Genomic DNA, 24,548 nt, shown 5'->3' with positions numbered 1-24,548 from the left:
GTCGTTCCCTGCCAAGGGCCGATTCGTCCCGCCTGCCTCGCTGAATAAGATCGACTCACTGCCTGTCGTTGCGACAGGCCTCGATCAGCAGAGGCCCCATCATGATCTATGCAGCCCCCGGTACGCCGGATGCAATTGCAAATTTCAAATCACGTTATGGCAATTACATCGGCGGTGATTTCGTTGCGCCGCTCAGTGGCCAGTACTTCACCAATAGTTCTCCGGTCAACGGCCAGCCGATTGCAGAGTTCCCACGCTCGAACGCCGATGATATCGAGCGTGCCCTGGACGCTGCCCATGCCGCCGCCGATGCCTGGGGACGTACGTCGGTCCAGGAGCGTTCGCGCATCTTGCTGAAGATTGCCGACCGTATCGAAGCACATCTTGAAGTACTGGCCATCAGCGAAACCTGGGACAACGGCAAAGCCATCCGCGAGACGCTCAATGCCGATGTGCCGCTGGCTGCCGATCATTTTCGCTATTTTGCCGGTTGCATTCGCGCCCAGGAGGGCAGCGCTGCCGAAATCAACGACATGACCGCGGCCTACCACTTTCACGAGCCGCTGGGTGTGGTCGGGCAGATCATTCCGTGGAACTTCCCGCTGCTGATGGCGGCCTGGAAGCTGGCCCCGGCCCTGGCGGCGGGTAACTGTGTGGTTCTGAAGCCGGCTGAGCAAACGCCGTTGTCGATCACGGTGTTTGCGGAGCTGGTCGGTGACCTGCTGCCGCCGGGTGTACTGAATATTGTCCAGGGCTTTGGACGCGAAGCTGGCGAAGCCCTGGCCACCAGCAAGCGCATCGCCAAAATTGCCTTTACCGGCTCCACCCCGGTGGGCGCGCATATTCTCAAGTGCGCCGCCGAAAACATCATTCCATCAACGGTGGAACTGGGAGGGAAATCGCCGAACATTTTCTTCGAGGACATCATGCAGGCCGAGCCGGCGTTCATCGAGAAAGCCGCTGAAGGCCTGGTGCTGGCCTTTTTCAACCAGGGAGAAGTCTGTACCTGCCCGTCACGAGCCTTGGTGCAAGAGTCGATCTATGAGCCGTTCATGGAGCAGGTGCTGAAGAAAATCAGCCAGATCAAGCGCGGCAACCCCCTGGACACCGAAACCATGGTGGGCGCCCAGGCCTCGGAGCAACAGTACTACAAGATTCTTTCCTACCTGCAGATAGCCCAGGAAGAGGGCGCTCAAGTGCTGGCTGGCGGCGACTGCGAGCGACTGGGCGGCGACCTGTCCACGGGTTATTACATCCAGCCGACCCTGCTCAAGGGGCACAATCGGATGCGCGTGTTCCAGGAGGAGATCTTCGGTCCGGTGGTGGGCGTGACCACCTTCAAGGACGAGGCCGAGGCATTGGCCATTGCCAACGATACCGAGTTCGGGCTGGGCGCCGGGGTGTGGACCCGCGATATCAATCGCGCCTACCGCATGGGCCGGGGCATCAAGGCGGGCCGTGTGTGGACCAACTGTTACCACCTGTACCCGGCGCACGCCGCGTTCGGTGGCTACAAGAAATCCGGGGTCGGTCGCGAGACCCATAAGATGATGCTCGACCACTACCAGCAGACCAAGAACCTGCTGGTCAGCTACGACATCAATCCGCTGGGGTTCTTCTGATCGCCCGGGTAGCTGTACCAAATCGCTTCCAAAGTAGCATTCGACCCGTACCGACAACGGTGTATTAATAGAAGCACCGCAATCCTGTGGTGCCATTAGAGGATGGACCTATGTGGAAAAAGCCTGCGTTCACTGATCTGCGTATCGGGTTTGAAGTGACGATGTACTTCGCCAATCGTTGATCCCTCTGGCGCCGGTTGTTGTTTGCAGCAGCCGGCGTTGTCGTTTCAGGCCCTTTCGGGCCTGATTGCATTCATACCCGGATGCAGTAGGCTGGCGCTTACGACTACAACAACGATACAGGCCTCGCATGAGCCCGAAATTGAGCCAGTTGCGCAAATTCGTTTCCCCGGAAATCATCTTTGGCGCCGGTTGCCGGCATCATGTGGCCAACTACGCCAGAACCTTCGGCGCGCGCAAGGTACTGCTGGTCAGTGACCCGGGCGTGATCGCTGCTGGCTGGGTAACCGATATCGAGGCCAGTCTGCAAGGGCAGGGCATTGACTACTGCCTGTACACCGAGGTCTCGCCCAACCCGCGGGTCGAGGAAGTGATGAGCGGTGCCGAGCGCTATCGCAGTGAGCAGTGCGACGTGATCGTCGCCGTCGGCGGTGGCAGCCCGATGGACTGTGCCAAGGGCATCGGCATTGTGGTGGCCCACGGTCGCCACATCCTCGAGTTCGAAGGTGTCGACACCATCCGTGTGCCCAGCCCCCCATTGATCCTCATCCCCACCACGGCCGGCACCTCCGCCGACGTGTCGCAGTTCGTGATTATCTCCAACCAGCAGGAGCGGATGAAGTTCTCTATCGTCAGCAAGGCGGTGGTGCCCGACGTGTCGTTGATCGACCCGGAAACCACCCTGAGCATGGACCCGTTCCTGTCGGCCTGTACCGGTATCGATGCACTGGTGCATGCCATCGAAGCGTTCGTGTCCACCGGTCACGGCCCCTTGACGGATCCTCACGCGCTGGAAGCCATGCGCCTGATCAACGGTAACCTGGTGGAGATGATTGCCAACCCGAGCGATATTGCCCTGCGGGAAAAAATCATGCTTGGCAGCATGCAGGCCGGGCTTGCCTTTTCCAATGCGATTCTTGGCGCGGTACATGCCATGTCCCATAGCCTTGGAGGCTTTCTCGACCTGCCCCATGGGCTGTGCAACGCGGTGCTGGTCGAGCATGTGGTGGCATTCAACTACAGCGCAGCACCCGATCGCTTCAAAGTGATCGCGCAGACCTTGGGCATCGATTGCCGGGGTCTTAACCACAAGCAGATCAGCCAGCGCCTGGTCGAGCACCTGATCGCTCTCAAACATGCGGTTGGCTTTCATGAAACCTTGAGCCTGCACGGGGTGGGAATGACCGACATCCCGTTCCTGTCCCAGCACGCCATGGGCGATCCCTGCATCCTCACCAACCCGCGCAGTTCCAGTCAGCGCGACGTCGAGGTGGTGTATGGCGAGGCCCTCTGACCTCCAGGGTGACGCGCTGGCTGGGTTGTTGGGGCTGAGCAATCACACCGTACGCAAAAGTCATTATCCGGAGCTGGCCGTACGCCTGGAGGAACTGGAAGCAGAGCGCAATCGCTACAAATGGTTGTTCGAGCATGCTGTGCACGGCATTTTCCAGGCCAGCCTCGTCGATGGCATGCGCGCCGCCAACCCTGCGCTGGCACGTATGTTGGGCTACCCTGACGCACCTGCGCTGTTGCTCTCGCGCCGGGACCTGGCCAGCCACCTGTTCGCCGGTGGCCAGGATGAACTGCGGACCATTGCCCAGGCACTGCAACGCGAGCAAGCGCTAATCGGCTATGAAACCCAGTTGCGCCGGCGTGACGGCAGCCATATCGACGTGCTGATGAACCTGCTGCTGCGTCCGGACGAGCCGGGTGTGGTGGAAGGCTTTGTGGCTGACATCACCGAACGCAAACTGGCCCAGCAACGCCTGCAGCAGCTCAACGATCAACTGGAGCAGCGGGTCGCCGAGCGCACCAACGAACTGATCGAGGCCCGTGATGCCGCCCAGGCGGCCAATCGCAGCAAAGACAAATACCTGGCGGCCGCCAGCCACGATCTGTTGCAACCGCTCAATGCCGCGCGGTTGCTGATTTCCACCCTGCGCGAGCGCAGTTTGCCCGCTGCCGAGCAACAGCTGGTCGAGCGCGCGCACCAGGCGCTGGAAGGCGCCGAAGACTTGCTGACCGACCTGCTGGATATTTCCCGGCTGGACCAGGCCGCAGTCAAACCGGACCTGGATCTCTACAGCCTGGACGAAGTGCTGGCTCCCCTGGCCTCGGAGTTCCAGCCGGTGGCCGAAGCTGCTGGCCTGGGCTTGCGGGTTCGCAGTGGCCGGTTGGCCGTTCGTACCGACCTGCGTCTGTTGACGCGAATTCTGCGCAACTTCATCAGCAACGCCTGCCGCTACACCGAACAGGGGCACATTCTGCTCGGTGCCCGCCGACAGGGCGCGCATGTGCGGCTGGAGGTCTGGGACACCGGGCGAGGCATTGCAGCCGATCGCCTCGAATCCATCTTTCTCGAGTTCAACCAACTGGATGTGGGCCGGGCTGCCGATCGCAAGGGGGTAGGGCTGGGCTTGGCCATTGTCGAGCGCATTGCGCGGATCCTCGAGTGCCGGGTTCAGGTGCGCTCCTGGCCGGGCTGTGGCTCGGTGTTCAGCATCGAGGTGCCGTTGTCGCCGTACCTGCCACAAGCCCCGGCTGCGACGGCCTTCGTGCACGCTGCGCTTGGTGATCCGTTGCCGGGGCGGCGATTGCTGGTGCTGGATAACGAATCGAGTATCCAGCAGAGTATGGCGGCGCTGTTGCAGCAGTGGGGATGTGAAGTGGTGACCGCCGCTGACTATAGTGAAGCGCTGGCAGTGCTTGCGGGACAGGTGCCGGAGTTGATCCTGGCAGATTTTCACCTCGACCATGGGGTGACCGGGTGCGAGGTGGTGCGTGACCTGCGTGGTCATTTCGGCCAGCGCATCGCTGCCGTGATGATCACCGCCGACCGCAGCGAGCAGAGTCGCCGGGCCATGCAGCGCCTCGGTGTACCGTTGCTGAACAAACCTGTGAAGCCGGGCAAGTTGCGCGCGGTGTTGAGCCAGTTGCTGGGTTGAGGGAAACCTGCTTACAGCGGCAGACGAGAATTTGTTACAAGCTTTTTGCCGCCAATACACCGTTTGTCCCCAGGAAAGCGCCTCGCAGGTAGTTTTTTTGTTATAAACCCGCGCCAGGGGAAGCACTTGTGGGCCTTTTCGGTCAATTGCACCGTCATTCCTGTTGCCCAGTGCGAATCTCGGCCGTAGACTGCCGCCCCCTGTAAATTGAGTGCCGGATGGTGCTTGAAGAATTCCGCTGCTGGCGAGCTGTTCGCCAGGAGCACCCGATTCGCCTTAATGCACGTATTTTTTATAGAGAAATCAATGACAAAGGAAAAGTTGCTGGCCATGCCGGCCGATGATTACATGAACGCTGAGCAACTGGCTTACTTCACCGCGCTGCTGCAGTCGATGAAGGTTGAGACCCATGAGCGCATCGAGCAGAGCCGTGTAACCATCGAAAGCCTGGATACGCCTGCCGATCCTGCCGATGCCGCCTCGGTCGAAGAAGAGCGCCACTGGTTGGTGAACGCGATCGAACGTGATCAGCGTCTGCTGCCACAACTGGAAATGGCGTTGGGCCGTATTGCCGACGAGAGCTTCGGCTGGTGTGACGACAGCGGTGAGCCAATCGGCCTGAAGCGTCTGCTGATCAGCCCGACCACCAAGTACTGCATCGAAGCTCAAGAGCGTCACGAGCAGATCGACAAGCACCAGCGTCAAGCCTGACAGACACAGGTGTCCAACAAGAACCCCGGGAATCGCTCCCCGGGGTTTTTGCGTTTGTTGTCCTGCATCAAGGGTAAAGGCTGTACACCGAAAGGAGCATGGATAATGGCGTTATAGTGGCTTTTAATGGCCGTACAATAACAACATGCCGCGTTGGAGCTCGAACATGCTGCGAAATGAATCGCTGTCTGGTGACTTGCTGGAGCCTGAAGTTGCGTCGAGTGGTACTGCGCCCTGGTCGATGCTGTTACTGCAAAGCCTGGTGCTGACGGGGGTACTGGCGGCCATGGCGTTTGCCGGGGTGTCAGTCTATGTCTGCTTGCCGTTGGCATTGTTGGCCTTGTGGGTTCCTCGCTTGCGCAAGCCCCTTGCAGTTGTCCAGGCTGACAGCGACCCACTGGGTGACTTGACACGCGACCTTGCCAGGACCACCAGCCACAACGCCCTGTCGGCTGCGGGTGTGGCGTTCTCAGTGCAACAGCTGGCGAGCAAGCTGCAGTCGCAACTGGACGCTGCGGCGCAGATCGTCAGCAGTGCCGAAGTCATGATCGGCACCGAGAAGGCTACCTCCCAACTGAGCCAGCATGCTTTGGCTGCTGCGCGCACCGCTCACCAGAGCAGCGCCAGTGGGCGCGAAGTGCTGGCGGAGTCGATCCAGCGGATGCACCAGCTGAGCGCGCGTGCCAGCGCCAGCCGCGAGTTGATCGAGGCCTTGCACCAGCGCAGTGAAGACATTGCCCGGGTCACCCTGGTGATACAGTCCATTGCCAGCCAGACCAATTTGTTGGCGCTCAACGCGGCCATCGAGGCGGCCAGGGCAGGGGAGCACGGTCGTGGCTTTGCCGTGGTGGCCGATGAGGTTCGTGGCTTGGCCGGGCGCACGGCCAGTGCCACGCAGGAGGTCGGCCTGATGGTCGCTGACATTCAGGAGCGTACGGCCCAGGTGGTCGAGCAGATCCGCACATTGTCGGATGACCTGCACAGCGGTGTTGACCAGGTCGAGCACACCGGTGAGCAGTTGGACAGCATTGCCAGCCTGGCTGCCGGGGTGGAGCAGCAGATCGGCGAAATCGCCGAGGGTACCGAGACCAACCGGGTCCAACTGGACAGCCTGTTCGAGGCAGTGGCACGCATGCGCAGTGATCTGCAGGCCAGTGACCAGCAAACCCAGCGGCTGGCCCAGGCCGCGGTGCAGCTGGAAGGCCAGGCAGAGAGTATCAGCGAGCGACTGGCCGAGGTCGGCCTGGACGATTACCACCAGCGGGTCTATGACCTGGCCCGGCAAGGGGCCCAGCAGATCGAGGCACAGTTCGAGGCCGATGTTACCTTGGGGCGAATCGGCCTGGAGGATCTGTTCGATCGTCATTACCAGCGCATTGCGAGTACCTCGCCAGCGCGCTACCAGACGCGATTCGACCGCTACACCGATCAGGTCCTGCCCGCCATCCAGGAGCCCTTGCTGAAGCAGCATGAGGGGCTGGTATTTGCCATCGCCTGTACCCAGCAAGGCTACGTCCCCACCCATAACATGGCATTCAACCAGCCGTTGACCGGCGATGAGGCGGTGGATACCGCGCACAATCGCAGCAAGCGCAAGTTCGACGACCGCACAGGCATTCGCTGCGGCAGCCATCAGCAGGCGGTCCTGTTACAGACCTACACGCGCGACACGGGTGAGTTGATGCACGATTTGTCGGTACCTATTCGGGTCAAGGGACGTCATTGGGGCGGGTTGCGGCTGGGCTACCGACCACAGCAAGCGGTATTTAACTGAGTCAGCTTTGTTACCGCTGATGCAAAACAGCTATGCGGTGGATAGCTTTTTCCGCAGCGGTGCAGGCCTTATCATGGCTATATCGTTAGGTTGCTAATAAATTCCGGAGGGAATGATGCATAGCCAAGTCGATGTAGCTGTGATGATTGGAAGTGGTGTGCCCCCGTCTCTGCAGGCCTTGGGCAAGCGAGTGTGCTGGGTGGTGCTGGTCAACGGCGAGCGCCGTGGTACGGCCTTTGCCAGCCGCGCCGAAGCCCAGGAGTGCCGTGCGGCGTGGCTTGAGCAATTGAATGCAGGCAGCCGACCCGTCGTGGCGCGCCAGGCCGGCTGAGGTCGTGGCAATCAACTTTCCAGGTCGCGGGCCAGGGCACAGGCCTGGTTGTGCTCACGACGGAAGCCCTTGACTCTTCCAGTGGCATGCTCGGTGACATGGAAAAAAGACTTGCCGGCGGGGATCACCACGTAGCGGGGTGTCGACACCGTGGTGGTAGAACAATCTGCACAGGAATGGGTATTGAGCTCTCGACGTAAATCGGTGTTTTCGTGCATATTCACTCCCCTGTGTATTGCGGATGATTTTCCGGCACTCATTCTGTTGAAGAGCCTGCCTTTATCTATCGCATTTTTATTGCGCTAGTGCTGTCAGACATGGCTGTTCTGATTGAGGAATTCTGCTGAACATCCGCCACCAGGCCTGGGCTGGCAGAGAAAGGTAATTAATCCCGCTCACTTGCGCGGCTGTCAGCTCAGGCTATTCGTACGCTTATCCATTAGTCTTTCAGACTTCAAATTGAAGTGCCGGTGCCTTCACGGAACCTTGGTTTCCGTGTGGCGGCGATGTGTAATCGGTTTTGAGGAATTCTTCATTGGCAGTCAGTAATCTGGATACCCATGCCCTGTTTGTCCTGGGCGATCTTCGGGCCAAATTGGTCAAACAGTTTCAATCGCGTTTTGTCTATGTTACCGAGCAAAACGCGGAAGGCCTGTACATGGCCGAGATCGATACCGATGTTGCAATGGTGGTCGATGACAAACAACGTCTGGAGCTGAAGGTTGGCGATCACTTTCGCGCCGCCGTGTTGCCCAGCCGCGAAGGTGGCAAACTGGAAGTACGTTTTCGTGACATCAAACTGACAGTTTATGGCCTGGGCGACTATGCCTTTGTCTCTGTGCCTGAAGGCGAAGGTATCGTCTTGCGTGAAGGCCAGGGTGTGGTGTTGGTTTTTGCCGCACACCAGCAGTTGCAGGAAGGCTTGAGCAAAATTCTGAAGGCTGCCACCGGCAAGGCCGCCAAATGGCGCAAGGGTGAGCTGACCACCTTCAAGGCCAGCGAGTGAACGCACCGATAGAGACCCGTGGGCGCGCCGAGTTTCATGCACGCCACCAGGCCAAGGCGCGAGAGCAAGCTGAGCAGTGGTTGGCACAGCGTCCGCGTTTGCAAGGGGCTTGGTTGGACTGGGTCGCCACCCAGCTATATCAGCTGGGCCCCCCTGAATTCGCTGCGATGGTTCGCCGTGAGCTGCAAAAACTGACGGCTTAGGCTTTGGTTGCCCGCTCACGGGTGCTGCTGATTTCCCCCGGGACTTTGTCACCTGCCATGCGCTTGCGAAACAGCGCGGCGCGGGCCAGTAGCAAGGTGGTCACCGGCACGGTGATTGCCATCAGGATCGGGATCAGCCAGGCGTGCAGCACCGGTGTCTGCTTGAGCGTCGAGAAGTACAGGATCGAAGCGAGTGCGACACACCAGGTGCCCAGCGTCGAGGCGAGGGCAGGCGGGTGCATGCGTTGAAAGAAATCTTTCAGGCGAATCAGGCCCAGTGCCCCGCTCAGGGCAAACAGGCTGCTAAGCAGCAGCAATATCGCGACCAGCAACTCGATCCAGAACGGCAACTCGTTCAGGTTGTTCATTCGATTACCTCTCCGCGCAGCAGGAACTTGGCCAGGGCAAACGAGCCGACAAAGCCAAACAACGCGATCAACAACGCCCCTTCAAAATAGGTATCACTGGCATAGCGGATGCCCAGCACCAGCATGGTCAGCATCGCCAGGATATAGAGGTAGTCCAGTGCCAGGACGCGGTCCTGGGCCGAAGGGCCGCGAAACAGCCGGAACAGTGTCAGGGCCATGGCCAGGGCAAAAATGAACAGGCTGGCGAGAATGGCGTTGGCAAGCAGGCCAGTCATTCGAAGATCTCCATCAGCGGGCGTTCATAGGTATGTTTGAAGTGCTCGATAAACTGCGCTTCATCGTCCAGGTCGAACACATGCAACAGCAGGACGCTGCGGTCCAGTGCTAGTTCCGACCAGATAGTGCCTGGGATCACGGTGGTGATCATCGACAGCGCCGCCAGGCCGTGGGCGTCGCGCAGTTCCAGTGGAATATGCACGAAGCGCGAGCGCGGTGGGTGGCGCTTGGCCGTCCAGACACTCCTGGCAACCTGGAGGTTGGACACCAGTACATCGATGCCGACCCGCACGATCAGGCGCACTACCGTCCCCGGGTGACTGATGCGTACAGACAAGGGCCGCAGCGGTGCCATCAGGATGGGCGCCAGAATGCCCAGCAAGGCTCCCAGCAACAGGTTGCCGGGACTCACCGACACGTTCAGGACCAGCCACAGCAGCAACAACGACAACGACAGCAGGGGGGCGGGGAACAGGCGTCTCATGGTTGCACCTGTGTACGGGTGGCCAGGGTGGTCGGGCCGGGGATCGGCCGAGTACCGAATACCGCGCTGATGTACTGCTCAGGATCCTGCAGGCTGGCGGCGGTGTCCTGGGTGTAACGCAGCAAGGGCTCTGCACGCACGCTCAGGACAATGCACAGGCCGAGCAAGGCAAAGATGGGAATGCATTCGTAGCGACGCAGCAGCGGCGATGGGCGTTCCTGAGGGGTCCAGAAGCGCTGGATGCCGACCCGGGTCAAGGCGATCAATGAGGCCATGCCCGACAGCACCAGCAGCGCTACCAGTGTCCAGCCCTGTACTGAAAGCGCTTGCTCGGGGGCAACGCCCAGGCCTTGGGGATTGAACAGCGCAGCGATCAGGTTGACCTTGCCGATGAAGCCCGAGAGTGGCGGCATGCCGATGATCAGTAGCGCACACGCGATGAAGCTCAAGCCCAGGAATGCCATGGTCCAGGGGATCACCTGGCCGATCACGGCCTTTTGCTCGTCATCGAGGTTGATGCCTTTGGGAGGATGCAACGATTCCAGCGGTGAAGGGTGGCAATCGTCGTCATCGAGCGGCAACTCGTTGGCAGAGCGGGAGCGCTCGATCAACTCCGCCAGCAGGAACAGGGTGCACAGTGCCAGGGTGGAGCTGACCAGGTAGAACAAGGCGCCCGCGGTCAACGCCACCTGGCCGAAGCCGATGGCAGCCATCAAGGTGCCTGCCGACACCAGGATGCTCAGGCTGGCCATGCGTTCCAGGCGCTGGGCGGCAAGGATCGACACGGCGGCACAGGCCAGGGTTGCCAGGCCGCCATAGATCAGCCACTCGCCACCGAAGAAAGCCGAGGCCCCTGCCTGCCCGGAAAACAGCAAGGTCCACAGGCGCAGCACGGTATAGATACCCACCTTGGTCATGATCGCGAACAGTGCCGCCACCGGAGCGCTGGCGGCGGAGTAGGCCGGCACCAGCCAGAAATTCAACGGCCAGATGCCCGCCTTGGCCAGGAACGCGGTGGCCAGAATTGCCGCGCCGGCATGCAGCAAGCCACGGTCGGCTTCGGGTACCAGCGGGATTTTCACAGCCAGGTCGGCCATGTTCAGCGTGCCGGTGACACCATAGAGCATGGCCGCGCCCACCAGGAACAGCGAAGAGGCGAACAGGTTGATGGCAATGTAGTGCAGGCCGGCCTTCACCCGGGCCCGGCCCGAACCGTGCAGCAGCAGGCCATAGGACGCTGCCAGCAGCACTTCGAAGAACACGAACAGGTTGAACAGGTCGGCGGTCAGGAAGGCGCCGTACAAGCCCATCAGCTGGATCTGGAACAAGGCGTGGAAGCTGGCCCCGGCGCCATCCCAGCGGGCCATGGCAAACAACAGGGCACTGACCCCGACGATCCCGGTCAACACCAGCATAAGGGCAGCAAGACGGTCGACCACCAGCACGATGCCAAACGGCGCCGGCCAGTTGCCGGGCAAGTAGACACCGATGGAGCTGGCCTGGCCCTGGCCCTGTACCCACAGCAGCAAGGTGATGGAGATCGCCAGTCCCAGCAGGCTGGAGAACAGGTTGAGGCGGGCCTTGAGGGGGCGGCGCTTTTCGCCTAGCAGCAGCATCAATGCCGCCGTCAGCAGGGGCAGCAGGATGGGGGCGATGATCAGTTGGTTCATGAAGCTCATTCGTTGGACTCCCGGCCATCGACGTGGTCGGTGCCGGTCAACCCACGCGACGCCAGGAGCACCACCAGGAACAGTGCGGTCATGGCGAAGCTGATGACGATGGCGGTGAGCACCAGGGCCTGGGGCAGCGGGTCGGTGTAGTTGAGCAGGTCCTGGGGCACACCATCCTTGATGATCGGCTCTTTGCCGATAAACAGGCTACCCATGCTGAAGATGAACAGATTGACGCCATAGGAGAGCAGGCACAGGCCCATCACCACCTGGAACGTCCGTGGCCGAAGGATCAGCCAGACCCCGGAGGCGGCAAGCACACCAATGGCGATTGCGATGACTTCTTCCATCAGGCGGCTCCTGTCTGTGTGGCTTTGGGTTGGCTGGCAGGACGGTGTCCACGTACCGACTGGTGGGCCAGGGCAGTGAGGATCAACAGGGTCGAGCCGACCACCACGGTGAAGATGCCGACATCGAAGAACAGCGCGCTGGCAAAATGGATGTCACCCAGAACCGGTAGATGCAGATGTGCCGTATGAGTGGTCAGGAAGGGGTAGCCGAGCAGCATCGCGCCGCCGCCGGTGAGTGTGGCGCACAGCAGGCCCGTGCCCATCCAGCGTAGCGGCCGCAGGCTCATTTGCGCCTCGACCCATTGGGTGCCGGCGACCATGTACTGGAGAATGAAGGCGACCGACATCACCAGGCCGGCGACAAAACCACCGCCTGGCTGGTTGTGCCCGCGCATGAACAGGTACATCGATACCACCAGGGCAATCGGCAGCAGCAGGCGAACCAGCGCAGCTGGCACCATCATGAAGCCCAGCGCCGTATCTGCGGCCTGACGAGGGTTGACCAGATCGGTTACCACGTCCGGCGCCAGCAGGCGTTGCTGAGCCGGCAGTTGCATGCTCTCGCGAGGCGGGCGGAAGCGTCGCAACAGGGCGAACACGGCCAGGGCAACGGCCACCAGCACGGTCACCTCGCCGAGGGTGTCGAAGCCGCGGAAGTCCACCAGCATGACGTTGACCACGTTGGTACCGCCACCTTCTGGCAATGCCCGGCTCAGGTAGAACGACGAGATGATATTGGGCGTCGGACGGGTCAGCATTGCGTAGGACAGCAATGCCATGCCGGCACCGACCATGACCGCGAGGATCAGGTCGCGCAGGCGCCGCAGGCGAGCCCGCTCCTGGCTGCCCGGCAAGGGCGATACGCCTTCGATACGCCGGGGCAGCCAGCGCAGGCCGAGCAGGATCAAGACGGTGGTGACCACTTCGACCACCAGCTGGGTGAGCGCCAGGTCTGGCGCCGAGAACCAGACGAAGGTGATACAGGTCATCAAGCCGCAGACACTGACCATGGTCAATGCCGCCAGGCGGTGGTACTTGGCTTGCCAGGCCGCGCCGAGGGCGCAGGCAATGGCAATCAGCCAGAGCATGACGAACACACCGGAGCCCGGGATCTTCGGGCGGTCGCCCCAGCTCAGTCCGCTCTGCAGCATCGGCAGCAGGCCTGCCAGAAGGGCGGCCAGCACCAGCATGAACAGCTGCTTCTGCAGGCGTCGGGTGGTCAAGGTGCGCTCGATGCGCCGCGCCATGCGCATCAGCAGCACCTGACCACGCTCGAACATGCGCTTGCCATTGAAGCGTTCGATCAATGGTGGTTGAGGGAAGCGCCCCAGCTTGAGCTGGTTGCGCAGCAACAGGTAGAGCACTACACCGCCACTCATGGCGATCAGGCTCATGATCAGCGGTGCGTTCCAGCCGTGCCAGATCGCCAGGCTGTACTCCGGCAATGTGCCACCCACCACCGGCAGGGCCGCGGCGGCCAGCAGCGGCCCAACCGACTGGGCAGGGAACATGCCTACCACCAGGCACGTCAGCACCAGCAGTTCTACCGGGGCACGCATCCACCGCGGTGGCTCGTGAGGGGTGTGGGGCAAGTCGGTAGCGGGCGGGCCGAAGAACACGTCGACGGTAAAACGCAAGGCATAGGCCACGCTGAAGGTCCCCGCGAGCGTGGCGATCACCGGCAAGGCTGTTTCGATCCAGGCGCTGGACGTGATGAACACGGTTTCAGCGAAGAACATCTCCTTGGACAGGAAGCCGTTCATCAGCGGCACCCCGGCCATGGACGCACTGGCTACCATGGCCAGGGTCGCGGTAAACGGGATAAGCCGGAACAGGCCGCTCAGGCGGCGAATATCACGGGTACCGCTTTCATGGTCGATGATGCCGGCGGCCATGAACAGCGAGGCCTTGAAGGTGGCATGGTTGAGAATGTGAAACACTGCCGCGACGGCTGCCAGCGGGCTGTTCAGGCCCAGCAATAGGGTAATCAGGCCCAGGTGGCTGATGGTGGAGTAGGCCAGGAGCCCCTTGAGGTCATTCTGGAACATGGCTGCGAATGCACCCAGCAGCAGGGTGCAGGCACCGGCACCGCCGACGATCCAGAACCACTCCTCACTGCCGGAGAGTACCGGCCACAGGCGCGCCAGGAGAAACACTCCAGCCTTGACCATGGTTGCAGAGTGCAGATAGGCCGATACCGGCGTCGGCGCCGCCATGGCATGGGGCAGCCAGAAGTGGAAAGGAAACTGTGCGCTTTTCGTCAAGGCGCCGAGGAGGATCAGGGGAAGCAGGATGGGGTACAAGGCGTGGCTACGAATTTGCTCGCCGGCAGCAAGGACCTTGTCCAGGTCGTAGCTGCCGACCACATGGCCGAGCAGCAGTACCCCCGCCAGCAGGCACAAACCACCGGCACCGGTGACCATCAGGGCCATGTAGGCGCCGCGACGGGCGTCGGCGCGGTGGTGCCAATAGCCGATCAGCAGGAATGAAAACAGGCTGGTCAATTCCCAGAAGAACACGATCTGGATCAGGTTGCCGGAGATCACCAGGCCGAGCATTGCGCCCATGAAGGCCAGGAAGAAGGCAAAGAAGCGTGGCACCGGGTCCTGTGGTGACATGTAGTAGCGTGCATACAGTGACACCAGTGTGCCAATGCCCAGCACCAGCAGTGAGAACAGCCAGGCGAAACCGTCCATGCGCAGGACCAGGTTCAGGCCCAGGCTCGGCAGCCACAGAAACTCTTCCCGGATCACGCCGCCATGGGCAATCTGCGGGTACATCAAGGCGACCTGGACGGTGCCGATCAGGGCGACAAGACCGGCCAGCAGCGACTCGCTGTTGCGTGCGTTGTGCGGCAAGACAGCCGCCAGGCAGCTGCCGACGAACGGCAGAAGCAGTAGCACTATCAAGGACATAGATTTCTAATCTGCAGGAGTTTGTAAGGGATCATACGTGGCGCACTGTCGATCACCAACACACAAGCGGCGCTAGATCCCTAAGATTAGGGCGTATTAAACGATTTTTTTATAACAGTTTTTTTCAAAGGATAGACCGGTTTTGCCGACTAGCGCCCTGCTTCCTGCTCCTGGCCCCGGCTTTCGAGCGCCGCGGATTCCGGCTCGCGGCGCTTGATCTTCAGCTCACTGACGATCACCGCAACCACAATGAGCAGGCCCCCGACCAGCGCGATGCCCGGCAGTCGCTCGCCGGCAATACGCCCGACCACCCCCGCCCACACCGGCTCACCGGCGTAGATCAAGGTGGCGCGGGTGGGTGAAACCGACTTCTGCGCCCAGTTCATCGCGACCTGGATCACCGCACTCATCGCGCCAAGCCCCAAGGCGCTGAGCAACAGCAACCCGGAAAAGTCCGGCAGCGGCTCCTGGGTGGGGACGACCATCATGAACGACAGCGCCGAGGCGGTCGCCAGTTGCACCACGGTCACTCTGCGGACATCGACCTTGCCGGCATAGCGACTGATCAGAATGATTTCCGCCGCGATGGCCACCGCACTGACCAGCGTGGCAATCTCCCCCGCACTCATGTGCAGCGAGCCGCCTTCAGGCCCCGCCAGCAACATCAGGCCGACAAATGCCAGGCCGATCCCGAGGGTCGGCATCAGGCCAGGGCGACGACCCAGCACCAGCCATTGCAGCAAGGGCACGAACGGTACGTACAGCGCGGTAATGAAAGCCGACTGGCTGCTGCTGATGGTCTGCAGTCCATAGGTCTGCAAGCCGTAGCCCAGCATGATCGAGACACCGATCAAAACACCGGCCTTGAGTTCGGTCGCAGTGAGTCCCGACAGCGCGCGTGCCGAAACCAGGCCGACAAACAAGGCGGCAAAGGCGAAGCGCAGGCCAACGAAGAACATCGGCCCGCTCACCGTCATGACGTTGTGCACCAGCAGGAATGTGCCACCCCAAAGCATGGTGATGAACACCAGGACCAGTTCGGCCTTGCTCAGCCGGAAGGTAACGGAAGGGCGTTCGGTAGTGTTGGTAGGGGTCATGGCCTTGCACACGGAAGAGGAGCGACGCACAATTGCGGCGAAGTGGGCAGTATACTGCGCAAACCCTATCAGTGAGCAATATAGTGCACAAAGATTCCAGCCAGCGCGCCTCGGTGCTGCAACATGTCAGCCAGAACATCCGCCGCCTGCGTCATGCCGCCGAGCTCAGCCAGAGTGCCTTGGCAGAAAAGTCCGGGGTCAGCCGACGCATGCTGGTGGCCATCGAGGCGGGCGAGAAGAATGTCAGCCTGACCACGCTGGATCGTATTGCCGAGGCGCTCGATGTTGCCTTCACCGATTTGATCCAGGCGCCAGACAACCGCGACCCCAGCCGAATCAACGAGCTTGCCTGGGCCGGTGTTCATCCTGGCAGCAAGGCTGTGCTGCTGGCGAGTTCGCAGGCCAGTCGGGAGGTCGAGCTTTGGGAATGGCGCCTTGAACCAGGCGAGGTCTACCAGTGCGAAGCCGATGCCGATGGCTGGAGCGAGCAGTTGTATGTGTTTGAAGGTTGCCTGACCTTGGTCATCGAAGACCTGCGTCATCAGCTGCAGGCGGGAGACTTTTTCAGCTATGCCAGTAACCGCGTGCATGCCTATCGCAATGAAGGCGATGTTGCCACGCGGTTTGTGCGCAATGTGGTTATCTGATCGCAGGGCAAGCCTCTCTCCCTATAGGTGCAGGCTTGCCCCGCGATGCTCAATCCCTGTTCAGCGCCAGAAAGTCCTGGGTTGAAATCACCTGGGCGTAACCAAATGCCAGAGCAGCCATATAGGTCGCATGGACCTGGGCAGCCGGAATGGTCACGCCATTGAACTCCTGTGCGCGGGTGGCACAGGCGTCATGGATAACAGTTGTGGCATAGCCAAGGTCGGCAGCGGCCCGGGTGGCGGCGTCGATGCACATATGACTCATGCTGCCGATGACCGTAACTGCCTCTGTCTGGTGCTGGTCCAGGAGCGACTGGAGGTTGGTGTCGAGGAACGCGTTGACCTTGTGCTTGAGCACTACTGGCTCGCTCGGCAGGGCGGCGGCCTTGGGATGGATCTGCGCGCCCTCGGAGCCTGGGGTGAAGAAGGGGGCATCGCTGGACTCGAACTCATGACGCACATGCACCACCAGGTCACCCTTGGCGCGTGCAGCGGCGATCACCTTGCCGGCATTGTCTGCAGCCGTGTCTGCACCATCCAGGGTCCATTTGCCGCCGGGGAAGTAGTCGTTCTGAATATCAATGACGATCAGTGCATGCTTGCTCATTGCAAAAGCCTCGTAGGGGAGTGGTTGCGGTGTGGTGATAGTTATAGGCTTGAGCGGTGTGCTTGCGGATTGGCGCAAACGACAATTTGGCGGGAAAAACTGACAATGGCTAAAGAGTGCGACGTTGTCGAGATCGGGGTGTTGGTGTACCCCGGCGCGCAGCTGGCAGCGGTGCTTGGGCTGACTGACCTGTTTGCCGTGGCCAGTCGGCTGCGACATGACCTGGGTGCCCTGGAGCGGCCGATTTTACGTGTCACCCACTGGAGTGAAGGTGAAAGCGGGCAGCTTGCGGTGTCATATGACAGCCATCCAGGTTCCTCTCATGCCCCCCGTGTAATGATCATCCCACCCAGCCTGACCCAGGCGCCTGCACCCGAATTGCTTGATCGCTATTGTCAGGACCTGCGTCAGTGGCACGGCAGCGGTGTGCTGCTGGTGTCGGTGTGTGTGGGGGTGTTCTTTATCGCGGCCAGCGGCCTGTTGGATGGGCGGGCAGCTACCACGCACTGGAATTTTGCCCAGTCTCTGGCCGAGCGGTTCCCCAAGATCAAGGTAGAAGCGAACCTGCCGCTGCTCGATGACGGCGACATCATCACGTCGGCCTGCCTGATGGCCTGGACCGACCTGGGGTTGAAGCTGATCGAGCGTCATCTTGGCGAGACGCTGGCAGCCGAGACCGCGCGTTTCCTGGCGGTGGAGCGCATTACTGAAAATCAGCGGCCGGGAAGTGTGTTCACGCCGCGTCTGGATCACGGTGACGAAGCGGTGCTGAAGGTCCAGCACTGGCTGCAAAGCAGCGGTGCCCGGGATGTGAATCTTGCCGCGATGGCCGAGTGTGCCGGATTGGAATCGCGTACTTTCCTGCGCCGGTTCCGCAATGCCACGGGGTTGAAACCCACCGAGTACTGCCAACAGGTGCGCGTTGGCCGTGCCTGCCGGATGCTCGAGTTCACCAATCGCAGCATCGATCAGATTGCCTGGGGGGTGGGTTACCAGGACCCGGGCGCTTTCCGCAAAGTGTTCTTCAAGGTCACGGGGGTTGCCCCCAGCGATTATCGCCGCCAGATGGCAAGTAGTGCTGGCTAATCCTACTTTGGTACCGATGTGGCTGCTTTTTCCGCGTTCGCCTGCTTATTATTCCGGCAAACAAGACGGAGAAGCCCATGAGTGCGCCGCTGCAACCCGAATCCTCGAGCGCCGATGTGTTAATCATTGGCGGCGGCCTCAGTGGCGCCCTGCTTGGCGCGCAGTTGCTGCGTCAACCTGGACGCCGCCGCCTGCTGGTCATCGAACCGCGCCAGGCACTGGGGCGCGGTGAGGCCTACAGCGCCTCCCAATTGGGCCACACCCTTAACGGCAATGCGGCGCGCATGAGCGTTAACCCGGACAATGCCGACGACCTCACTCAGTGGCTGGAGCAACACATTGCCGCCGGGGGATGGCCCGAATCCGCCGAGCAGGGTGTACCGGTTGCCGAGCTGTTTCCACCGCGGGGTTTGTTCGGCTGTTATGCGCGTCAGCGCTTGGCCGAAGCCCAGGCGTGGGGGGCGCGGCAGGGGGCCTGGCTTGAGCATGTACAGGCCGAGGTGGTCGACCTGCAGGTGGAACAGCAGGGCCTCGTTGTCACCTTGGACGATGGCCGATCCTTGCGAGGCGCACGTGCGGTGTTGGCCACCGGAATGTTCGCGGCGGCCCGTACGGCGCGGGTCGACGACGATGGGTTCAACGTCGCTGCAGTGGACCCTTGGGATGTAGCCGCCATGGGCAACATCGATCCAGATGGACGGGTGTTGATCATTGGTTCTGGCCTGACCATGGTCGACGCATTGGTTTCCCTCGACGTGGCAGGGCATCGTGGGCCTGTCGAGGTGTTTTCCCGCCACGGGCTGTTGCCGCAGGTGCGCCGTCAGCCGCCGGCCTGGAACGATTTTCTCGCGGCCGATCCCGACGTGCGCAGCCCGTTGCAATTGCTGCGGGCATTGCGCGCCGAATGTCGGCAGGCATACGAGCAGGGTATTGACTGGCAGGCACCGCTGGACACGGTGCGCGTGCATATAGCAAGGCTTTGGAGCCAGGCCAGCGACCGCCAGCGCCGGCAGTTTGTGCGGCATGTGCGCCCGTGGTGGGAAAGTCATCACCATCGTTCGCCTCCCCAGGGCGCGGCAATGTTGCAGCGCCTGCTGCAAGAGGGGCGTTTGCGGATTCATGCCGCCTCGCTACAGCGCGTGATTACGGTGCCTGGCGGGTCGCCGAGCATCGCCGTGCGGTTTCGTGGTCAATCGACGATCACGGAGGTTCGCGCAGCAGCGCTGATCAATTCCAGTGGCATCGAATATGACTGGCGGCGTGTGGACCGAGCTCTGCCAAGGCAATTGCTGCAGCGTGGGCTGATTCAGCCGGGGCCGTTGGCCCTCGGGATCGGCGCCGATGCTGGCGGGGCCGTGCAGCATGCCGACGGCCACTTCAGCGATCGCCTGTTTGCATTGGGGCCGCCGCTGCGTGGGATGTGGTGGGAAAGTACCGCGGTCACCGATGTCGCATTGCAGGCCAAGGCCCTGGCCTTGCGCCTGGCAACCGTTCAGGGATGATTTGCCGATGTGTCGGGCCAGGTCCTGGCGCCACTGCTCGGATTGCTGAAAAACCTCTTGACCTTGAGTTAACTAGAGGTTTTACCCTGCTTGCCGTTGCATCTCAAGTTCAATGGCAGGGAGACAATGCCCATGATGGTTCCAGAGCGCCGCTTGTGCTTTACCCAGATGATTGAGTTCGAGGTGATACCCGCTTGCCAGCACGCCCTGGTCCTGGCATTGGTCGAGCGCAGCGAGCTGTTGGCATCGAAGCATTCGGGGTTGATGGGCGCGAGCGTCCAGGCCAGTGATGATGGCAGCCGTGTACTGCAATACCTGCAATGGCAGTCGCGTTCTGCCTGGGAGGTGGCGACCAGCAGCTTCGAGCAGGAGCCATTTCTGCAACTGATCCGTCAGCACCAGGCCAAGGGCGTGAACTTTGCCGCCTTCCAGACATTCAGCAGCCTGGCGCGCAGCACAACGGATGGCCTGCATTGCCCATTGCCACCCGCTCAAGAGTACCAGGGCGAATGATGCGGGTAATGGTCGAGTCGAGCACCGATGACCATCTCGCTGATCCAGGCCGTCAGGATTGAACTGTAGGCTTTCTGGCTGCGGTCGCTGGAGAGTGCATGGTCGGCGCCGTCGACAATCCGGTGGGTCAGTGAATGGGCACTGACAAACGCCGAGCGGTAGCTCATCAAGGTGCTGTGCGGCACATAGTCGTCCTGCTCCGATTCGACCAGCAGCACATCGCCGGCAAACTCGGCACAAGCACCTAGCGCACGATTATCGGCCGGCCCCAGTGGTCGGCGGCGGTAATCGGTCAGACGTTTGCGATCAAGGCCCTGCTTGGGCATCGTCCATTCATCGTCCCAGTACAGCGCCGGAACGCGCATGGCCAGCCACTTGACGGGGCGCAAGGCGGTGAGCAGGGTCGCCAGGTACCCTCCATAGCTGCTGCCGATGACGGCGATGGCGCTGGTGTCTACGGCAGGATGGCTGACCAGGCGGTCGTAGGCGGCCACCAGGTCAGCCAGGTTCTGCTCACGCGTGACGCTCAAGCGTTGGCTTTCGGTTTTCTCATGGCCGCGCAAGTCGAAGGTCATGCATACACAGCCCAGGCCCGTGATCTGTTTGGCTCGTGCCAGGTCCCGCTGCTGGCTGCCGCCCCAGCCGTGAACGAAGAGAATGCCGGGTATCTTGTCGCCGGGGCTGACGATGGTGCCGGCGATGCTTTCGTCATCGACCGGGATTTCGATCGGCTCACTATGGATGGTCATAGTCGCGGATCCGTGCGTACTTGCAGATTCTTCCGATTTCACTGTCGTCCCCCTGATAGAAGATGGTCGCATCGGTGGGCAGCTCAGGCGTGTCGAATGCCTCATGGGTGGAGGCGCGAATGCGTGTGAGTGCTGGATCGGCGGCAAATGCCTGCAATGCCAGAACCTCGGCACTGCTGGCGCCGCCAATACGCCAGGATTGTTCGAGTACGCCACTGCGCGGTTTGCCCTGGTCGTTCAGGCCGAGCGCGACGTCATAATTGCGGCGTGAAGCCATGAACCCGGGAAGTGTCTGGAGGGCTGCCTGCTCGTAGGTTCTGGCCTGGGTGATGGCCAGGCGCAGGTGATCTTCAAGCGGCAATTGCAACAAGGTGTCGTAATCGCCGCGTATTAGAATCAGGTCCGAACCACCATATATCTCTTCGCCGTGGTGGTCGCGTGTCAATTGCTGGGTGCCGTAGTAGCTGCACAGCATTCCGGCAACCAGCGCCTGGCCAACGCTGAAGGTCTGCACCTGGGTCAGATTCTCTTCCAGGGTCAGGCCCCAGAGTGCCAGTTCCTGCGGGTCCAGGCCTTGCAGCGCCTGCTCGACTTCCAGCATTGAGGCGGCCACCGTTTGGCCTCGTCCCGCTGTGGCGCGCACAGGCTTGATCCGTAGCGGGCCTTCGCGTAGCAACAACGCTGCTGCCTGAGTAGCGTCCTCCAGGCTGAAAACGGTGTAGCCGCGCAGCAAGGCGTCCCTGGCCTGGCGCGCAAAGTCGTTGGTCCAGCCGAGGGGGAAACGGGCATTGGCGGGTAGCGGATGAGAAATAGCCTTGGTGGCCATGTAAGGACGGCTGACCACGCCCCCGAACAAATCCGCAGTGGAGATAATGCCCATTGCCTGGTAGTGCGCCGGATCGATGAGGGTTTCGGTGGGCAGGTAATAGAAGTTGTCGCGTGCTGTGGGCGCCTGGGTGGGGGTAACGACCTGGGTCTGGAGCAACTGCGCCAGCCGCTCGGCAAGCTTGAGGTGCACGCTATGTTCGTGTTCGGGCGTGTGTTCGCGGGTGTCGAGTAGCACAACACCTTGTTTCCGGTCGGTTGAGCGGGGCATGGACGCATCCTCGGCAGCTTGGGGAATGCTGGGCTTTCCCGTTAAGGGCTCTAAGAGTTGTGAAGGCTCAAACGCCCGGAAGTTCACTGCGAAGGATCGGGGAAAAGGCTACAGGCCCGTGGGGCGGTTGCCGGGGATGGAAGGCTGCTCCATTATTTGCGCCTAAACCATCGGATGCCGTGGCAGCAGGAGTCAGCATGAATACTCAGTCTTCAACGCAGGAAGCGGTGAGCACACGCCTGGCCGCTATTCGTCAGGTGCTTGGCCAGCAAGGCATCTTTGCTTTGCTGGTGCCTTCGGCAGATCCGCATCTTTCCGAGTACCTGCCTGAGTATTGGCAGGGCAGGCAATGGCTCTCCGGCTTCCAGGGCTCGGTGGGGACCTTGGTGGTAACCGCGGATTTTGCCGGGCTTTGGGCTGACAGCCGTTATTGGGAGCAGGCAGAGCGAGAGCTTGCCGGTAGCACTATCGAATTGATGAAGCTGCGTCCCGGTAGTCCGGGTCCGTTGGACTGGCTGGCTGAGCAGACTCCGGAGGCGGGTGTGGTGGCGGTGGATGGTGCCGTCATGGCGTTGGCATCGGCGCGTCAGCTTGAAGACCGCCTTGTTGTCCGAAATGCACGCTTGCTGACCGACCAGGACCTGCTCGCCGAGGTCTGGCTCGATCGTCCTCAATTGCCCAGTTGCCCGGTGTACCAGCACCTGCCTCCAGAGGCGACGGTGGCGCGTGGCCAGAAGCTTGCCCAGTTGCGCCAGACAATGCGCGAGCGCGGTGCCGACTGGCACTTTATCGCAACCCTTGACGATGTAGCCTGGTTGTTCAACCTGCGCGGCAGTGATGTCCCGTACAACCCGGTGTTCGTGGCGTTCGCGCTGATCAGCCTGGAGCGGGCGATCTTGTTCGTTGCCCCCGGCAAGCTCGACTCGCAGGTGCGCCAGGTACTGGAACTCGACGGTATAGAGGTACGTGACTACGACGCTATTCACGCAGGGTTGGCCGCCATCCCGGCAGGCAGCCACTTGCTGGTTGATCCCGCACGAGTCACGCGAGGCTTGATCGACCACTTGCAGCCAGCAGTGCGACGGGTCGAGGGGCCGAATCCGACCACCTTGGCCAAGTCGCAAAAAAGCGCAGAGGACCTGCAGCATATCCGTCGGGCGATGGAGCAGGACGGGGCGGCGCTGTGCGAGTTTTTCGCCTGGCTGGAGTCGGCCCTGGGGCGCGAGCCTGTGACCGAGTTGACGGTCGATGAGCGCCTCAGCGCTGCCCGTGCCTGCCGCCCGGGTTTCGTTTCGTTGAGCTTCTCGACCATCGCGGCTTTCAACGCCAATGGCGCGATGCCGCACTATCGTGCAACCGAAGCATCGCATGCATGTATCGAGGGCGACGGCCTGCTGCTGATCGACTCGGGAGGGCAGTATCTGGGCGGGACAACAGATATCACGCGTATGGTGCCAGTGGGGACACCCAGCATCGAGCAGAAGCAGGACTGCACACGGGTGCTCAAGGGAGTGATTGCCTTGTCGCGGGCGCGCTTCCCACGGGGCATTCTTTCGCCGTTGCTCGATGCCATCGCGCGGGCGCCGATCTGGGCCGACCAGGTCGACTATGGCCACGGTACGGGGCATGGTGTCGGCTATTTCATGAATGTGCATGAAGGCCCGCAAGTCATTGCGTATCAGGCCAGTGCGGCTCCCCAGACGGCGATGCAGGCGGGAATGATCACCTCGATCGAGCCGGGTACCTATCGACCCGGTCACTGGGGGGTGCGCATCGAGAACCTGGTGTTTAACCGTGAGGCGGGACGTAGCGAGTTTGGTGATTTCCTGGCGTTTGAAACCCTCACGCTCTGCCCGATTGATACCCGCTGTTTGCTGCCAGAGCTGCTGAGCGAGCAGGAGCGCAGTTGGCTCAATGACTACCACCGGCAGGTGCGCGAACGCTTGGCGCCGCTACTTGAAGGGAGCGCACTAGAGTGGTTGCAGGTGCGCACCCAAGCCCTCTGAGCATGAGCGTGTGTTCAGAATGAAAACGGCAGCCTGGTGGCTGCCGTTTTGATGAAGAGGGTTTATTTGCAAATCACGATCATGCTGCGGCTGGTGTAGCCGGCAGGGTTGAGCCCGAAGAGGTAGTCGCCGGGCTCGGAATCGTCTTCACCTGAGCGAGCAATGACTCTGTAGCCTTTTTCGCCGCAAGCCACCGTCGCTTTGCTATAGCACTTGTCCCAGGACGACGAGAGGCCCGAGCAGTTGATGTGCAGGCCTTTCTTGCCGCGCTTGACTTCGGTCTTTGCAGTCGCCGCGCACCCAGCAATGGCCAACATGGCCAGGATGAGCAAAATTCGTTTCATTCCCGTCCTTAATACGTGCCGGATCTATCGCCCGGGTCTAATACCTGTAGCGTCTTCCTGATGCTC

Annotated in this window: 26 protein-coding genes; 14 read left to right on the top strand and 12 right to left on the bottom strand. The window is 61.3% G+C overall.

All coding sequences use genetic code 11. From position 1 onward, the window contains the following. Window positions 1-101 precede the first annotated feature (101 nt). The 7 genes from ABVN19_RS13740 to ABVN19_RS13710 all read left to right on the top strand — a co-directional run bounded on the left by ABVN19_RS13740 (window position 102) and on the right by ABVN19_RS13710 (window position 7,563). Window positions 102-1,622: an aldehyde dehydrogenase family protein gene (locus ABVN19_RS13740; RefSeq protein ID WP_028945275.1), complete on the top strand. Its 1,521-nt coding sequence runs from the start codon at window positions 102-104 to the stop codon at window positions 1,620-1,622. Window positions 1,623-1,732: 110 nt separating this feature from the next. Continuing rightward, window positions 1,733-1,804, top strand: coding sequence for a pyrroloquinoline quinone precursor peptide PqqA (pqqA, locus tag ABVN19_RS13735; RefSeq protein WP_009394664.1), 72 nt, complete (start codon window positions 1,733-1,735; stop codon window positions 1,802-1,804). Between the two features lie 128 nt (window positions 1,805-1,932). Further along, window positions 1,933-3,096 (top strand): alcohol dehydrogenase-like regulatory protein ErcA, encoded by a 1,164-nt coding sequence (gene ercA / locus ABVN19_RS13730; RefSeq protein WP_028945274.1) that lies wholly within the window; start codon window positions 1,933-1,935, stop codon window positions 3,094-3,096. Next, window positions 3,080-4,747 carry a hybrid sensor histidine kinase/response regulator gene (locus tag ABVN19_RS13725; RefSeq protein ID WP_028945273.1) on the top strand — a complete coding sequence of 556 codons (1,668 nt, stop codon included), beginning with the start codon at window positions 3,080-3,082 and terminating at the stop codon, window positions 4,745-4,747. Before ercA ends, ABVN19_RS13725 begins: the two co-directional genes overlap by 17 nt. A gap of 306 nt (window positions 4,748-5,053) precedes the next feature. Then, window positions 5,054-5,458: a TraR/DksA C4-type zinc finger protein gene (locus tag ABVN19_RS13720; protein WP_028945272.1), complete on the top strand. Its 405-nt coding sequence runs from the start codon at window positions 5,054-5,056 to the stop codon at window positions 5,456-5,458. A gap of 166 nt (window positions 5,459-5,624) precedes the next feature. Further along, window positions 5,625-7,232, top strand: a complete 1,608-nt coding sequence (locus ABVN19_RS13715; protein WP_105642788.1) for a methyl-accepting chemotaxis protein — start codon at window positions 5,625-5,627, stop codon at window positions 7,230-7,232. Window positions 7,233-7,347: 115 nt separating this feature from the next. After that, the gene (locus tag ABVN19_RS13710) at window positions 7,348-7,563 is read left to right on the top strand and encodes a hypothetical protein (RefSeq protein ID WP_105642789.1); all 216 of its coding nucleotides are present in this window, start codon (window positions 7,348-7,350) and stop codon (window positions 7,561-7,563) included. 11 nt (window positions 7,564-7,574) lie between these two features. Here ABVN19_RS13710 and ABVN19_RS13705 read toward each other — a convergent pair whose 3' ends face one another. After that, complete coding sequence (locus tag ABVN19_RS13705) at window positions 7,575-7,781, bottom strand: hypothetical protein (protein ID WP_084168021.1); 207 nt, start codon at window positions 7,779-7,781, stop codon at window positions 7,575-7,577. Window positions 7,782-8,098: 317 nt separating this feature from the next. On the opposite strand from ABVN19_RS13705, the gene ABVN19_RS13700 reads away from it, so the two are divergent. Beyond that, a complete protein-coding gene (locus ABVN19_RS13700) occupies window positions 8,099-8,569 on the top strand; it encodes a hypothetical protein (protein WP_028945269.1) in 471 nt (156 codons plus the stop codon). Next, window positions 8,566-8,772, top strand: a complete 207-nt coding sequence (locus ABVN19_RS13695; RefSeq protein WP_028945268.1) for a hypothetical protein — start codon at window positions 8,566-8,568, stop codon at window positions 8,770-8,772. The genes ABVN19_RS13700 and ABVN19_RS13695 overlap by 4 nt, the downstream gene beginning before the upstream one ends. On the opposite strand, the gene ABVN19_RS13690 is transcribed toward ABVN19_RS13695, so the two are convergent. The 7 genes from ABVN19_RS13690 to ABVN19_RS13660 form a co-directional block, all read right to left on the bottom strand. Then, entirely contained in the window at window positions 8,769-9,140 is a 372-nt protein-coding gene (locus ABVN19_RS13690) for a Na+/H+ antiporter subunit G (RefSeq protein WP_028945267.1), read from the bottom strand. The two genes, ABVN19_RS13695 and ABVN19_RS13690, sit on opposite strands and share 4 nt — an antisense overlap. After that, window positions 9,137-9,415, bottom strand: coding sequence for a K+/H+ antiporter subunit F (locus ABVN19_RS13685; RefSeq protein ID WP_028945266.1), 279 nt, complete (start codon window positions 9,413-9,415; stop codon window positions 9,137-9,139). The genes ABVN19_RS13690 and ABVN19_RS13685 overlap by 4 nt, the downstream gene beginning before the upstream one ends. After that, a complete protein-coding gene (locus ABVN19_RS13680) occupies window positions 9,412-9,900 on the bottom strand; it encodes a Na+/H+ antiporter subunit E (protein WP_028945265.1) in 489 nt (162 codons plus the stop codon). The genes ABVN19_RS13685 and ABVN19_RS13680 overlap by 4 nt, the downstream gene beginning before the upstream one ends. Beyond that, on the bottom strand, window positions 9,897-11,579 hold the full coding sequence (locus ABVN19_RS13675; RefSeq protein ID WP_105642790.1) for a monovalent cation/H+ antiporter subunit D: 1,683 nt from the start codon (window positions 11,577-11,579) through the stop codon (window positions 9,897-9,899). The genes ABVN19_RS13680 and ABVN19_RS13675 overlap by 4 nt, the downstream gene beginning before the upstream one ends. Further along, window positions 11,576-11,920: a Na+/H+ antiporter subunit C gene (locus tag ABVN19_RS13670; RefSeq protein WP_028945263.1), complete on the bottom strand. Its 345-nt coding sequence runs from the start codon at window positions 11,918-11,920 to the stop codon at window positions 11,576-11,578. Before ABVN19_RS13670 ends, ABVN19_RS13675 begins: the two co-directional genes overlap by 4 nt. Continuing rightward, window positions 11,920-14,835 carry a monovalent cation/H+ antiporter subunit A gene (locus ABVN19_RS13665; protein ID WP_105642791.1) on the bottom strand — a complete coding sequence of 972 codons (2,916 nt, stop codon included), beginning with the start codon at window positions 14,833-14,835 and terminating at the stop codon, window positions 11,920-11,922. The genes ABVN19_RS13670 and ABVN19_RS13665 overlap by 1 nt, the downstream gene beginning before the upstream one ends. Window positions 14,836-14,984: 149 nt before the next feature. Beyond that, entirely contained in the window at window positions 14,985-15,932 is a 948-nt protein-coding gene (locus ABVN19_RS13660; protein WP_028945261.1) for a DMT family transporter, read from the bottom strand. 83 nt (window positions 15,933-16,015) lie between these two features. Here ABVN19_RS13660 and ABVN19_RS13655 point away from each other — a divergent pair, with 83 nt between their 5' ends. After that, window positions 16,016-16,579, top strand: a complete 564-nt coding sequence (locus ABVN19_RS13655; RefSeq protein ID WP_028945260.1) for an XRE family transcriptional regulator — start codon at window positions 16,016-16,018, stop codon at window positions 16,577-16,579. Window positions 16,580-16,628: 49 nt separating this feature from the next. Here ABVN19_RS13655 and ABVN19_RS13650 read toward each other — a convergent pair whose 3' ends face one another. Continuing rightward, on the bottom strand, window positions 16,629-17,186 hold the full coding sequence (locus tag ABVN19_RS13650; protein ID WP_105642792.1) for a cysteine hydrolase family protein: 558 nt from the start codon (window positions 17,184-17,186) through the stop codon (window positions 16,629-16,631). 105 nt (window positions 17,187-17,291) lie between these two features. On the opposite strand from ABVN19_RS13650, the gene ABVN19_RS13645 reads away from it, so the two are divergent. The 3 genes from ABVN19_RS13645 (at window position 17,292) to ABVN19_RS13635 (ending at window position 20,287) form a co-directional block, all read left to right on the top strand. Further along, the gene (locus ABVN19_RS13645; protein WP_353632753.1) at window positions 17,292-18,272 is read left to right on the top strand and encodes a GlxA family transcriptional regulator; all 981 of its coding nucleotides are present in this window, start codon (window positions 17,292-17,294) and stop codon (window positions 18,270-18,272) included. Window positions 18,273-18,349: 77 nt separating this feature from the next. Continuing rightward, the gene (locus ABVN19_RS13640; RefSeq protein WP_105642794.1) at window positions 18,350-19,774 is read left to right on the top strand and encodes an FAD/NAD(P)-binding protein; all 1,425 of its coding nucleotides are present in this window, start codon (window positions 18,350-18,352) and stop codon (window positions 19,772-19,774) included. A gap of 132 nt (window positions 19,775-19,906) precedes the next feature. After that, window positions 19,907-20,287, top strand: coding sequence for an antibiotic biosynthesis monooxygenase (locus ABVN19_RS13635; protein WP_028945256.1), 381 nt, complete (start codon window positions 19,907-19,909; stop codon window positions 20,285-20,287). Here ABVN19_RS13635 and ABVN19_RS13630 read toward each other — a convergent pair. Together ABVN19_RS13630 and ABVN19_RS13625 are read right to left on the bottom strand one after the other, a co-directional pair. Beyond that, window positions 20,266-21,036 carry an alpha/beta fold hydrolase gene (locus ABVN19_RS13630; protein WP_028945255.1) on the bottom strand — a complete coding sequence of 257 codons (771 nt, stop codon included), beginning with the start codon at window positions 21,034-21,036 and terminating at the stop codon, window positions 20,266-20,268. The genes ABVN19_RS13635 and ABVN19_RS13630 overlap by 22 nt on opposite strands. Further along, window positions 21,023-22,132, bottom strand: coding sequence for a DUF3182 family protein (locus ABVN19_RS13625; protein WP_028945254.1), 1,110 nt, complete (start codon window positions 22,130-22,132; stop codon window positions 21,023-21,025). The genes ABVN19_RS13630 and ABVN19_RS13625 overlap by 14 nt, the downstream gene beginning before the upstream one ends. 197 nt (window positions 22,133-22,329) lie before the next feature. Here ABVN19_RS13625 and ABVN19_RS13620 point away from each other — a divergent pair, with 197 nt between their 5' ends. Then, entirely contained in the window at window positions 22,330-24,138 is a 1,809-nt protein-coding gene (locus ABVN19_RS13620) for an aminopeptidase P family protein (RefSeq protein ID WP_028945253.1), read from the top strand. Between the two features lie 62 nt (window positions 24,139-24,200). Here the strand turns inward: ABVN19_RS13620 and ABVN19_RS13615 are convergent, their stop codons facing one another. Continuing rightward, window positions 24,201-24,482 (bottom strand): hypothetical protein, encoded by a 282-nt coding sequence (locus ABVN19_RS13615; RefSeq protein ID WP_028945252.1) that lies wholly within the window; start codon window positions 24,480-24,482, stop codon window positions 24,201-24,203. Window positions 24,483-24,548 lie beyond the last annotated feature (66 nt).

Origin of the sequence: Pseudomonas vranovensis (assembly GCF_040438935.1) — a bacterium.
In the GTDB taxonomy this organism is placed as follows: domain Bacteria; phylum Pseudomonadota; class Gammaproteobacteria; order Pseudomonadales; family Pseudomonadaceae; genus Aquipseudomonas; species Aquipseudomonas vranovensis.
The sequence above is the reverse complement of the archived record's forward strand: the minus strand, read 5'-3'. Positions and strand labels throughout refer to the sequence as shown.